Annotated in this window: 12 protein-coding genes; all 12 read right to left on the bottom strand. The window is 38.2% G+C overall.

Annotated features, from left to right (window positions below; genetic code table 11):
* Positions 1 to 12: 12 nt before the first annotated feature.
* The gene (gene rpsP / locus QUF93_RS20345) at positions 13 to 285 is read right to left on the bottom strand and encodes a 30S ribosomal protein S16 (protein ID WP_016106002.1); all 273 of its coding nucleotides are present in this window, start codon (positions 283 to 285) and stop codon (positions 13 to 15) included.
* A gap of 100 nt (positions 286 to 385) precedes the next feature.
* On the bottom strand, positions 386 to 1,735 hold the full coding sequence (ffh, locus tag QUF93_RS20350) for a signal recognition particle protein (protein WP_002111383.1): 1,350 nt from the start codon (positions 1,733 to 1,735) through the stop codon (positions 386 to 388).
* A 12-nt stretch (positions 1,736 to 1,747) separates the two neighbouring features.
* On the bottom strand, positions 1,748 to 2,080 hold the full coding sequence (locus tag QUF93_RS20355) for a putative DNA-binding protein (protein ID WP_000891061.1): 333 nt from the start codon (positions 2,078 to 2,080) through the stop codon (positions 1,748 to 1,750).
* Between the two features lie 133 nt (positions 2,081 to 2,213).
* On the bottom strand, positions 2,214 to 3,203 hold the full coding sequence (gene ftsY, locus QUF93_RS20360) for a signal recognition particle-docking protein FtsY (RefSeq protein ID WP_289360015.1): 990 nt from the start codon (positions 3,201 to 3,203) through the stop codon (positions 2,214 to 2,216).
* Between the two features lie 14 nt (positions 3,204 to 3,217).
* Positions 3,218 to 6,787 (bottom strand): chromosome segregation protein SMC, encoded by a 3,570-nt coding sequence (smc, locus tag QUF93_RS20365; RefSeq protein WP_289360016.1) that lies wholly within the window; start codon positions 6,785 to 6,787, stop codon positions 3,218 to 3,220.
* Between the two features lie 147 nt (positions 6,788 to 6,934).
* Complete coding sequence (gene rncS, locus QUF93_RS20370) at positions 6,935 to 7,672, bottom strand: ribonuclease III (protein WP_289360017.1); 738 nt, start codon at positions 7,670 to 7,672, stop codon at positions 6,935 to 6,937.
* A 58-nt stretch (positions 7,673 to 7,730) separates the two neighbouring features.
* Positions 7,731 to 7,964 (bottom strand): acyl carrier protein, encoded by a 234-nt coding sequence (acpP, locus tag QUF93_RS20375; protein WP_000786062.1) that lies wholly within the window; start codon positions 7,962 to 7,964, stop codon positions 7,731 to 7,733.
* Between the two features lie 69 nt (positions 7,965 to 8,033).
* Positions 8,034 to 8,774, bottom strand: a complete 741-nt coding sequence (gene fabG, locus QUF93_RS20380; RefSeq protein ID WP_289360018.1) for a 3-oxoacyl-[acyl-carrier-protein] reductase — start codon at positions 8,772 to 8,774, stop codon at positions 8,034 to 8,036.
* Positions 8,774 to 9,718 carry an ACP S-malonyltransferase gene (gene fabD / locus QUF93_RS20385; protein WP_289360019.1) on the bottom strand — a complete coding sequence of 315 codons (945 nt, stop codon included), beginning with the start codon at positions 9,716 to 9,718 and terminating at the stop codon, positions 8,774 to 8,776. Before fabD ends, fabG begins: the two co-directional genes overlap by 1 nt.
* 14 nt (positions 9,719 to 9,732) lie before the next feature.
* Positions 9,733 to 10,725, bottom strand: a complete 993-nt coding sequence (gene plsX / locus QUF93_RS20390; protein WP_002121808.1) for a phosphate acyltransferase PlsX — start codon at positions 10,723 to 10,725, stop codon at positions 9,733 to 9,735.
* On the bottom strand, positions 10,722 to 11,315 hold the full coding sequence (gene fapR, locus QUF93_RS20395; RefSeq protein ID WP_002121809.1) for a transcription factor FapR: 594 nt from the start codon (positions 11,313 to 11,315) through the stop codon (positions 10,722 to 10,724). Before fapR ends, plsX begins: the two co-directional genes overlap by 4 nt.
* A gap of 89 nt (positions 11,316 to 11,404) precedes the next feature.
* Entirely contained in the window at positions 11,405 to 13,453 is a 2,049-nt protein-coding gene (gene recG / locus QUF93_RS20400) for an ATP-dependent DNA helicase RecG (RefSeq protein ID WP_002121811.1), read from the bottom strand.
* Positions 13,454 to 13,718: the final 265 nt, after the last annotated feature.

The raw sequence follows: 13,718 nt of genomic DNA on the forward strand, positions 1-13,718 counted from the left end.
TCATTGCCTCAATTACTTACCTTGTTTAGATAAGTGGAATTTCTCCATGATACCTTGGTTAGAGAAAAGGTTACGAACTGTATCAGATGGTTTAGCACCATTTCCTAACCATTTTAATGCTGCTTCTTCGTTGATCTTAACTTCCGCTGGTTGAGAAACCGGATTATAAGTACCGATTTCCTCAATGAAACGTCCGTCACGAGGAGAACGAGAATCTGCAACAACTACACGATAGAAAGGAGTTTTTTTAGCTCCCATACGTTTTAAACGAATTTTAACTGCCATTTATAAAGCACCTCCGAATTTATTTCACACAGATAATTATATTAGCAAAAAGACTATTGCTTTGTAAAGTATTTTTTCTTAACAGAGCCATCTTTTTTCCTTACATGAATGGAAACTTCAATCCACCTAGTCCTTTTTTCTTACCTTTTTGCATTCCCGTCATCGTCTTCATCATTTTTTTCATATCATCAAATTGCTTGATTAGACGATTGATTTCTTGTACTGTTGTACCGCTACCTTTGGCAATGCGCTTTTTACGACTAGCATTGATTATTTCCGGTTGTTCTCGTTCTACTTTAGTCATAGAACGAATAATTGCCTCAATATGCCCAATTTGTTTTTCATCAACTTGTGCATTTTTCAGCCCTTTAATTTTATTTGCACCAGGAAGCATTCCTAACAATTCGTCAAGCGGTCCAAGTTGACGCACTTGTCCAAGTTGTTCTAGGAAATCGTCAAGCGTAAACGAAAGCGTACGCATTTTTTGCTCAAGTTCTTTTGCTTTCTCTTCATCAACTGTAGCTTGTGCTTTTTCAATTAATGTTAAGACGTCGCCCATCCCTAAAATACGGGATGCCATACGTTCTGGATGGAACGCTTCAATTGCATCTAGTTTTTCACCCATACCAGCAAATTTAATTGGTGTATTTGTTACAGCCTTAATAGATAATGCTGCACCACCGCGCGTATCACCATCTAATTTCGTTAATACAACACCTGTTAATCCTAACTGTTCATGGAAACTTTGTGCTACATTTACCGCGTCTTGTCCTGTCATCGCATCGACAACAAGGAAAATTTCATCCGGTTTCGCAACTTCTTTGACTTTCGCTAATTCATCCATTAGTTCTTCATCAATATGCAGGCGACCTGCTGTATCGATTAAAACATAATCGTGATGATCTTCTTTTGCTTTCGCAATCGCTTGTTTCGCAATTTCAACCGGACTTACTTGATCTCCTAAGGAGAAAACAGGCATGTCCAATTGCTTCCCTAATGTTTCAAGCTGTTTAATCGCTGCTGGACGGTAAATATCCGCTGCAACAAGCATCGGTTTACGATTATGCTTTTTACGAAGCAAATTCGCAAGCTTACCTGTCGTCGTTGTTTTACCCGCACCTTGCAGACCAACCATCATTATAACAGTAGGTGGCTTATTAGCAACAGCAATTTTGCTTTGCTCTCCGCCCATAAGTTCTGTAAGTTCTTCCTGTACGATTTTAATTACTTGTTGTCCAGGTGTCAAACTTTTCATTACATCTTGTCCGACAGCACGCTCAGACACACGCTTTATAAAATCTTTTACTACTTTAAAGTTAACATCCGCTTCTAAAAGAGCTAGACGAACTTCTCTCATCATTTCTTTCACATCGGCTTCAGAAACTTTTCCTTTGCCGCGGATTTTTTGCATTGTCTGTTGAAGTCGGTCGGCTAATCCTTCAAATGCCATATTGCCGCCCTCCTAATCTAATTTTTCGATAGCTTCAACAACTTGTTTCATTTCTTCATTCACATGCTCTTCTTCGCTGATTAGCTGTTTTAGCTTTGCAACAAGTCGCTGTCGCTCTTGAAACTTTTGAAGTAATACTAATTTATCTTCATATTCTTCAAGCATCGCTTCAGTCCGTTTAATGTTATCATACACGGCTTGGCGACTTACATCAAATTCTTCCGCAATTTCACCAAGAGATAAATCATCTAGATAATAAAGCGACATGTAACTTCTTTGTTTTTGCGTTAACAACGATTGATAAAAATCAAATAAATAGTTCATTCTCGTTGTTTTCTCGAGCATGTTGGATCATCCTTTGTTAAGTGATTTCCCTTTACATCAATTAGTTTACATGGAGTATAAAAGAGTGTCAAGTTTTTTTCTTAACATCACATATTTTTTATACAAAAAGAAGCGGGGATACCGCTCCTTTCACTTACACTTCTTCTGTTTCTACTAAGTTCGCAAACAAACCATAAACATATTGTTCTGGATCAAACTGCTGCAGATCATCCATTTGCTCTCCTAGCCCAACAAATTTCACCGGAACATCCATTTCGTTACGAATCGCTAAGACGATACCACCTTTAGCAGTTCCATCTAACTTCGTTAAAACAATACCAGTAACATTCGTTGCTTCACGGAATGTTTTCGCTTGGCTTAAACCATTTTGTCCTGTTGTTGCATCAATAACAAGTAATACTTCATGAGGAGCCCCTAGTACTTCACGCTCAATTACGCGCTTCACTTTCTCTAACTCTTTCATTAAGTTTACTTTATTTTGTAAGCGTCCTGCTGTATCACATAGCAATACATCCACTTTACGGGCCTTTGCCGCTTGTACAGCATCATACATAACCGCCGCTGGGTCAGATCCTGATCCTTGTTTAATTACTTCTACACCAACACGATCGCCCCATACTTCTAATTGTTCAATCGCCCCAGCACGGAATGTATCTCCTGCCGCCAATAGGACAGACTTACCTTCTGATTTAAATTTATGTGCAAGCTTACCAATCGTCGTCGTTTTCCCTACACCATTAACACCAACAAATAAAATTACTGTTAATTGATCCTCTTGTACATTAACTTCATTACTAAAGTCGCTGTCACCTTTGTAAATTCCCACTAGCTTTTCAGAAATAACAGCCTGTACTTCTTTCGGATCTTGAATGTTACGACGTTGTACTTCTTCTTTCAACTGATCAATTAATTCCATCACTGTCGAAACTCCGACATCCGCACTAATTAAAATTTCTTCTAATTCCTCAAAGAAATCTTCGTCTATTTTACGGTAACGGTACACTAAGTCATTTACTTTATCAGCAAATGAATTTCTCGTTTTTTCTAATCCTTGTTTAAACTTCTCTGTTACCGTATCCGTTTGCTTTGAAATTTTTTCTTTTAATTTTTTAAAAAAGCTCATACTTCCCATCCTTCCTATCTACTTGCAACAAGTTCTTCGCCATCATCTAAACGAACAGAAACAAGCTTCGACACCCCTGATTCTTGCATTGTTACACCGTACAATACATCAGACTCTTCCATTGTACCTTTTCGATGTGTAATTACAATAAACTGCGTTTCATCACTAAATTTCTTTAAATACTGCGCAAAACGAGCAACGTTTGCCTCATCAAGAGCTGCTTCTACTTCATCTAGCACACAGAATGGAACCGGGCGTACTTTTAAAATACCAAATAAGAGCGCAATTGCAGTTAAAGCACGCTCTCCCCCTGAAAGTAAACCTAAGTTTTGTAGTTTCTTCCCTGGTGGTTGCGCTACAATGTCAATACCAGTATTTAGTAAATCTTCTGGATTTGTCATTACTAAATCCGCTCTACCGCCCCCGAATAATTCAGAGAATACAGATTGAAACTCTGTTCGAATTCCTTCGAACGTAGTAGAAAAGCGTTTTTTCATCTCTTCATCCATTTCCGTAATAAGTTGATGCAATGTCGTTTTCGCTTCTTCTAGGTCATCTTTTTGCTCTAATAAGAATGTATGGCGCTCTGCTACACGTTCATATTCATCAATTGCCCCTAAATTTACTGCGCCTAACTCTTCGATGGATAGTTTAATTAGTTTTACCTTTTTACGTGCATCTTCTGCAGGCATCATCATTGTATACTTAAGTTTTGCTGCTTCAAATGAAATAGTATATGTTTCACGTAAATGTTGCAATCTATTTTCCAACTCTACATCAAGTCGGTTAATTTTCACTTCTTGATCTTTCAGCATCTCAAGAATATATTTATGTTTACCCATTGTTTCTTTCGCACCGCGCTCTAAATGCTCGACTCTTTCTTGTAATGATACGCGTTGTTCACGACGAGAACGAATTAACTCCGAAGTTTGATTACGATCATACGCTTTCTTCTCAATCATATTCGTAATTTGTTCTTCGCCACTTGAATTAGATGTCATCTCTTGCTTTAAAAACGCTAAATCTTCTTTCGTTTTTACAAGCGTCGCATCAGTCTCTTCTTTTTCCTTCGTCAATCGTTCGACTTTTTCTTTTTGATTAGACAAACGTTGTTGTTGTTCAGCAGCTTGTACTTTTAGCTCCGTCATTTCCTTCTGAACTTTTTCTTTTGAAGAATGTTGTTCACTTTTTTGTTTCGTTAAAACGACGATTTTGCTATCTAATTCCCCAATCTCCGCTTGAAGAGTCGCTAAAATCTTTTCTAACTCTTCTTTACGCCCTTGCATTTTTACTTGATCTTGTAAAAATCCTTCAATCTCTAAATCGTAAATCGATAAACGATCATTAATACGATGTTCATCTAATTCTAAACGATTAATTTCTTCTCTTAGCTTCTGTTCATCTACACGTTCGGTCTCTACACCTTGGCGTAGCTCTCGTATTTGTACTTCTTTTTCTTGAATCTCTTGCTTTACTGCTTTAACAAAGTTTTCTAGCTTCGTTGTTTTTTCTTCCATGTCAGTTAGTTTTTTAGTCCACTCTTCCAGTTCACGTTGACGTCCCAATAAAGAGGATTTCGCCTGTTTTACAGCTCCCCCCGTCATAGAACCACCCGGATTCACTACGTCACCTTCGAGTGTTACAATACGATAGCGGTATTGCAGTTGTTTCGCTAACTCATTTGCTCCGCGTAAATCTTTCGCAACAACAACAGTACCTAATAAACTAGAAACTACATTCTCATATTTATTATTGTACTGCACAAGTTCTGCCGCTACACCGACAAAGGATGGATGCTGATTCACAATGCGCAATTGATCAAATGATAGCGATCGGCTTTTAATAACAGCTTGAGGTAAAAACGTTGCACGGCCATGTTTATTTTGCTTTAAAAATGCAATTGCATTACGAGCATGTTCTTCCGTTTGTACTACGATATGTTGCATCGCTGCCCCAAGGGCGATTTCCATTGCGATTTCATATTCTTTCGGCACAGTCAGAAGTTCCGCAACGGCTCCCTCAATACCTTGTAGCCTATTTTCTCTAGCCTTTAATACTTCACGTACTCCTTGATAGAAGCCAGAATAGTCCTCTTGCATCTCTTCTAACATTTCTTTCCGAGAGCGCGCCTGTTGCACAAATTGATACGCTTGATACAGTTTCGTTTCATTTTCACTATACTGCGACTTACATTTCCCAAGCGCCGTTTCTGTCTTCTGTATGTTAGAAATAATGCCAGCTATTTTCTCTCTCGCTTGCTCATAACTTTCTACAAGTTTCGCCTTTTTCGCTGTAATTTCCACACGCAGCTGTACATACTTTTCATTTTCTTCATCAAGTCGTTCGTTTTTAGAGTTTTGCTGTTTTGATTGTTCTTCAATCATAGATAATTCATTACGGAGACTTGCTTGTTGATTTAAAAGTTCAATATAGTCACCTTTTAAATTCTCAATTTGTTCCTCTAAATTCTCAGCAAAAGTCGCAAGTAATTGTTCATTATCATGCAATTTCTTCTCTAATTCTTTTACTTGATTCACAAATTGCATTAATGCTTCTGTACTTGTTTCAATTTCGCCATCATAACTTGTAGCTTTCTCTGTTAACTCAACAATTAGCTTTTCAAGCTGCGCACAATGTGTCGTTGCATTTTTCTTTCTTTCCTTTAACAGCTCGCGCTGCCCTTCTAGTTTTTCTAGTTCTTTACTAGACAGCAGGAGAACTTCTTGTAAGGAATTTACAGATTCATCAACGGCTTGTAATTGCCCGCGTAATTCCTCAAGCTCTTCTTCACTTTTTTGTAAGTTCACCGACATTTTAGCTTCTTCATCTTTATTATGCCCAAATTGATTTCGAAGCGCTTCCCATTTTTCATGTAATTCTTCAATTTCATGTACAATAAGCGCAGCTTCTACTTTCTCTAATTCTTCTTTTTTCTCAAGATAATCTTTCGCAATAGAAGCTTGTCTTTCTAGTGGTTCTACTTGACTACTTAATTCGTGAATAATATCTTGTACACGATTTAAGTTTTCTTGTGTTTCCGCCAATTTCCCTTCAGCTTTCTTTTTACGAAGTTTGTATTTCAGTACACCCGCAGCTTCTTCAAATACACCACGACGTTCTTCTGATTTACTACTCAAAATCTCTTCGACTTTCCCCTGGCTAATAATTGAAAAAGCTTCTCTTCCCATACCAGAGTCCATAAATAAATCAATAATATCTTTCAATCTACAAGATTGTTTATTAATATAAAAATCACTATCACCCGAACGAGATACACGACGCGTTACACACACCTCGTTATACTCAATCGGTAAGCGTTGGTCTTCATTATTTAAAGTTAATGTAACTTCAGCAACATTAACCGCTCTTCTCGTATCACTGCCGGCAAAAATAATATCCTCCATCTTTGCACCGCGTAATGACTTTGCAGATTGTTCACCAAGTACCCAGCGAATTGCATCAGTAATATTACTTTTCCCGCTCCCGTTAGGTCCTACTACAGAAGTTACACCTGGAACAAAATCGACAGATACACGCTCAGCAAAAGATTTAAATCCTGCTATTTCTAATCTTTTTAAAAACACGAAAGGCCTTCCTCCTATTCTCCGTTGTTATGAACGTTGTCTGCACGAAAACAAGCTATAATACGGATTTACTTTCCTCTTATTTATCTACAAAAGAAAAGTTTCATTCTATGCATAAGGAATCCCCCTCATTCAAAGGGGGATTCCTTATGCTTGTTCTTTTAATTTTTTCAATGCTTCTGCAGCAGCTTGTTGCTCTGCCTCTTTTTTTGACTTACCACTACCAAGACCTAATGCCTCATTATTTAAAGTTACACGAGACACAAATTCTCGGTTGTGGGCCGGTCCTTTTTCTTGTAAAATTTGATACTCAATATTTCCACTACCATCACGCTGAATCAATTCTTGCAATTGACTCTTATAATCCATCACATGAGAAAAAGCACCTTCATTAATTTTTGGATATACAACTTCTTTTAAATATCCCCAAACTGTTTCTAGCCCTTGATCAAGGTAAAGGGCACCAATAAACGCTTCAAAGACATCCGCTAATAAAGCTGGTCGTTCACGTCCACCCGTCATTTCCTCACCTTTTCCTAATAAAACAAGGCTACCAAATGACATTTCGTTTGCAAAACGAACAAGAGATGGCTCACATACAATAGCTGCACGTAGTTTCGTTAACTCTCCTTCGCTCATTGTCGGATATTTTTGAAACAGATACTGTGATACAGTGAGTTCCAATACAGCATCGCCAAGAAATTCAAGACGCTCATTGTCCTCATGCGGTTTTTTTCGATGCTCATTCACATACGATGAATGCGTAAATGCTTGAATCAATAATTTTTCATCTGAAAACGTAATACCTATCTCTTCTTGAAATACTTTAAACGCTTCACGATATTTTGTTTCGTATTTTTTTTCTCTATGTTTTCGGTACGGCATAGGTCCCTCCAGATATAAGCCGAGAAGCCCCGCTAAAAAACGGGACTTCACTTAAGCATTATAGATGACTCTCTATGTAAGTCACAGCATCGCCAACAGTAGCAATCTTTTCAGCATCTTCATCAGAAATTTCCATTTCGAATTCATCTTCCAATTGCATTACAAGTTCTACTACATCTAGGGAGTCTGCGCCTAAATCTTCTTTAAAGCTCGCAGCTGGTACTACTTCAGTTTCTTCTACACCTAAACGATCAACGATGATTTTTGTTACACGCTCTAAAACATCTGCCATTCCATTCACCTCCCCTCAAATATTATATTAAATATTGGCCAAAAAAACTAGTTGAAATCAATTCTTTTATTACATTACCATTCCGCCATCAACATTTAACGTTTGCCCTGTAATATATTTGCTTTGATCAGAAGCAAAAAACGTTACAGCATTTGCGATATCTTGCGCTTCACCAAACTGAGCTGCAGGAATTAACTTTAACATTTCAGCTTTTATATTTTCATCTAATACATCCGTCATATCAGTCGCAATAAAACCTGGAGCAATTGCATTTACAGTAATATTACGGCTCGCTAATTCTTTTGCTGATGTTTTTGTTAATCCAATTACACCCGCTTTAGCAGCAACATAGTTTGCTTGTCCTGGATTACCTGTTACTCCAACAACAGAAGCGATATTAATAATACGTCCATGACGCTGGCGCATCATATATCGAGATACTGCCTTCGTACATAAGAATACACCTTTTAGGTTTGTATTAATAACTGTATCCCATTCTTCTTCTTTCATACGCATTAATAAATTATCTTTCGTTACACCTGCATTATTTACAAGAATATCAACTTGTCCAAATGTATCTACAGTTTGTTTCACCATATTTGTAACATCATCAGCATTTGCAACATCTGCTCTTACCGCAATTGCATCCGAACCTAATTTCTTTATTTCATCAACTACTTCATTCGCTTTTTGCTCATTACCCGCAAAATTCACTACAATATTTGCCCCTTGTTTCGCTAAATCAATCGCAATCGCACGACCAATCCCACGTGAAGCACCGGTTACTAATGCTACTTTCCCTTTTAACATCAGCTTTCTCCTCTCAAATTTGAAATGGTATCTTTTAATGTCTCTTCATCATATATCGCATATGCTTTCACTGAAGAATCAATCGACTTCATAAGACCAGCAAGTACTTTTCCAGGTCCGATTTCAATAAATGTATCTACCCCTTGTTTCACCATATGCTCAATAGATGGATACCATAATACAGGCGAATAGAGTTGTTCAATTAGCTTTTCTTGAATGTCTGTACCACGTGTAATAACGGCTGCCGTAACATTTGCAATAACAGGAATATTCGTGTCTTGAATCGTAATTTCATTTAAAACACTTTGGAATCTCTCAGCAGCTGGCTTCATAAGAGAGGAATGAAATGGTCCACTTACTTTAAGCGGAATTGCTCTTTTAGCACCGTTTTCTTTCGCTCTTTGAGAAGCAAGTTCTACTCCTTGATTTGTTCCAGAAATCACAATTTGCTTCGTACTATTCATATTAGCAATTTGTACCGCATACCCTTCACTTGTTACTTCTTCTGTAACTCGTTTCAGCATATGTGGATCAGCACCTAAAATAGCTGCCATAGCCCCTTCCCCACCAGGAACGGCTTCTTCCATATATTCCCCGCGTTTCCTTACAGCATATACAGCGTCTTCGAAAGTTAATGCACCCGCCGCTACAAGAGCGCTATATTCACCTAAACTATGTCCTGCTACAAAATCAGGTGTAATATCGTACTCTTTCAAAGCTGTCAAAATTGCATAACTCGTCGTTAATAATGCCGGCTGCGCATTTGTCGTTAATGTAAGCTTCTCCTGTGGCCCTTCAAAAATCACTTCTGAAAGTGAATCGTGTAACACCTCATCCGCTTTCGCAAAAACTTTCGCAACCTCTTTATTATTCTCCGCTAACTGTCTACCCATTCCAACTGCCTGTGAACCTTGGCCCGGAAAAAGAAATGCTATTTTTCCCATTTCAAATCCTCCTCTTATTGAAGCGGCTCCTTCTCCATTACACTTGAAATTGTAGGAATTACTTCTTTCGCTACCATTTCTCTCGTTTGACGAATCGCACTAAATATCGATTGGTCATTAGAAGAACCGTGAGCCTTAATGACAGGAGCTTTCAATCCAAACAACGCTGCTCCCCCATACTCCGAATAATCCATTTTATCTTTTAATACCATAAGTTTTGGTTTTAATACCGCTGCCGCTAATTTACTCGTAAACGAACTCATTAGTTGCTCTTTCAACATAGAGAATAACGCAAGTGCTGTTCCTTCTAGCGATTTTAGAGCTACGTTCCCTGTAAAACCATCACATACAACAACGTCTGCTACACCTTGCAATAAGTCTCTTGATTCAACGTTTCCAACAAAATTAATTGGCGCATCTTTAAGCATTGCAAAGACCTGTTTTGAAAGCTCGTTTCCTTTACCATCCTCTGTTCCAACGTTTAAAAGTCCAACGCGAGGATTTTTAATTCCTCTTACCTTTTCTGCGTAAACAGAGCCCATTACTGCATATTGGTATAAATGAATTGGTTTTGCATCAACGTTTGCTCCAACATCTAACATAACAAAACCTTCTCCATCAACAGTTGGCATTGTAGGTGATAATGCTGGTCGTTCAATTCCTTCCATACGACCGACAACAAATAATCCGGCCGCCATTAAAGCTCCTGTACTACCTGCTGATATACAAGCATCTGCTACACCATCTTTTACTTGCTGTGCTGCAAGTACCATTGAAGCCTGTTTTTTTCGACGAACCGCTCTTACTGGCTCATCTGTTGATTCGATTTTTTCGTCTGTATGAAGAATAGTAATCCGCTCTTCACTCGTTAAGTATTGGCGAATGTCCTCTTCTTTCCCTACTAACGTAATATGTAAATCTGAATATTCCTTAATAGCTTTCATTGCACCTAATACGACAGCCTTTGGAGCATGATCGCCACCCATTGCATCTATTGCGATTTTCATAACTTGTTACCTTCCTCACTATAATTACTAGATCGATACATTTCAAAAGTGCCTGTGAAAACAAGTTCTTCTCCAACAAAGCTTCGCACTTTGACAACCGTCCGTCCTTTATCATTCTCTACATCTTCAACGCGCGCTTTTGCAACAACACGTTCTCCTAATTTTACAGGACGAATGTATCGAATGGTAGACTTTGCAGTTAAAGCTAATTCTTCATCAATAACCGCAACAGCTAGTGAGTTTGCTTGTGCAAACAAATGATGCCCACGGGCAATTTGATTTCTTTTAAATACATGCTCTACCTTTACTTCAAAAATAGAAATGGCATGTCTATCTAATTCTATATCGATAATTTCTCCGACAACCTCTTCTAACGGTAAAGATTTCACATCTTCTTCATGTTGTTTTGTAGCCACATGCTTAATTCGTTCTCTTAATTCAGGAATAGATAATTCCATACGATCAAGACGAACAGTTTGTATGCTCACTTGAAATTTTTCCGCTAAATCTTCATCCGTTATAAAAGGATTCGTTTCTATTGTTTGTTGTAATAATTCTTGTCTTTCTTTTTTACTTCTTCTTTTTTTCATACCGCACCATCCGTTTTTTATGACTAGGTACTAACAGTAGTATATAATCATTAAAAGTAGAATGCAACAAAAATTTTTGTTGACTCCCTTTAATCGAGCTTCTCTCCCTGGAACACACCTGTTCCATCAAGATACGTACGCAAGGCAGCATACTGATCGTTGTGCCAAAACGCTTCTGAATCTACTAGTATCGCCGCATCTTGTCTTGCTGTTTCTAACGCTCGATAATCATGTACCATATCAGCAACCTTAAATTCTGGTAAACCACTTTGCTTACTTCCAAAGAAATCCCCAGGACCTCGTAACTCTAAATCTTTTTCTGACAATACAAATCCATCATTTGTTTCAGTCATAATACGCATTCTTTCTTTTCCCGTTTCTGATTTCGGGTCCGCAATTAATAAACAATATGATTGTTCACTACCACGCCCAACACGCCCCCTCAGCTGATGGAGCTGTGATAAACCGAAACGTTCCGCGTCATAAATAACCATAACAGTCGCATTTGGTACATTCACACCTACTTCAACAACTGTTGTCGACACAAGAATTTGCACTTTATTTTCACTAAACTGTCCCATTATCTCTTCTTTTTCTTGAGATGATAGTCTCCCATGCATTAATCCAACTTGGCATTTCCCTTGATAATGATGAGTCAGCATACTATGTAAGTCGATAGCATTTTGTACATCAAGCTTCTCAGACTCTTCGATAAGAGGGCAAATAACATATGCCTGTCTTCCTTTTTTTATCTCTTTCTCCACAAATCCAAGAACACGATCTAACATATCATGTTTTGCCCAATACGTTTCGATTACCTTTCTACCAGCTGGCATTTCGTCGATAATAGAAACGTCCATCTCTCCAAATGCAGTGATAGCTAACGTTCGCGGGATTGGGGTCGCCGTCATAAACAACACATCTGGACTTTCACCTTTCTCACGTAAAACCCGGCGCTGCGCTACACCAAATCGATGCTGTTCATCGGTAATAACTAGACCTAACCTATGAAATATAACTTCATCTTGAATTAAAGCATGCGTCCCAACAAGAATGTCTACTTCTCCTTGTTCTAATCTCGACAAAATTTCTCGACGTCTCGCACCTTTAACAGAACTTGTTAGCAATTCAACCTTCATACCGAAATGTGAAAACGTCTCCGCCAGCGACTGATAATGTTGTTCGGCTAAAATTTCTGTAGGAACCATCAAAGCACCTTGATAATGAGCCAATTTCGCCGCATAAAGTGCAATCGCAGCAACAACCGTTTTCCCAGAACCTACATCTCCTTGCAATAATCGATTCATGCGATAAGGAGACGTCATATCTTTCATTATTTCATCTACAACCCGGCGTTGTGCGCCAGTTAACGGAAACGGAAGTGCATCAGTAAACTCTTGCAATTCTACTAATGAAATTTCTTTTTTCGTCCCTTTTGAGTTTTCCCTCTCCATTTTCCGTAATGTTTGCATTTTCAACTGAAACAAGAAAAACTCCTCATATACAAAACGGCGACGCGCTTGCTTTAAGTCTTCCTGTCCCACTGGAAAATGTAACCCTCTGAGCGCTTCATATCTTGATAATAATTTATATCTACTTAACAAACCATCTGGTAACACTTCGACTATAGAATCTCCATACTCCTTAAATGCTTGTGCAATAAAACGGCGCATCTGTTTTACTGTCAGTTTTCCTTTCACTGAATATACAGGTTCTACTTCTTGTTGTCGTACAACCGGTCCAAAATTCAGTTCTGATACAGCAATTGTTTGGCGATGCTGATCCCATTTACCAGTAATCGTTACCGTTTCATCTAAATTTAACTTTTGTTTATAGTATGGTCTATTAAAACATACAGCTGTAATTAAATAACGACCGACGAGAACACGAACCGTAAGACGTGACTTCTTCTTCCCATAATATTGCAGTAAAGGAGCACTATGAACTTTCCCCTCAACCGTTACACGCTCGTCATGCTTTACTTCAGCAAGATCTTTCATCGCATAGTCTTCATAGCGGTACGGAAAATGTTCTAATAGATGAGAAACTGTATAAATTCCCATCTCGTGTAACAACTCAGATGTTTCTCCTCCGATTCCCTTTACATCCGTAACAGGAACTTGTACAACTTCATTCAAAATTCTCACGCTCCGTCACATTATTTTCTGTGATTCATTCTATTGATTATCCATTAACATCATTGACATCTGTAATCGCTCTCTTTCACCTTATATATTCTATCATAGGCATTCTAAGAGAAACTACTCTAATCCCTCTATATAAAGTGAAACTATAATCAGTAGGGGTTTTGTTCATCACTCACTGATTATTAACCTTCACCAATCGGGCGTTTACGGGCAGTTAATGCGGGATAAAACAAAGTTGTACAATACGTAGAAAAGA

The organism is Bacillus hominis, from assembly GCF_030348325.1.
Taxonomy (GTDB): domain Bacteria; phylum Bacillota; class Bacilli; order Bacillales; family Bacillaceae_G; genus Bacillus_A; species Bacillus_A hominis.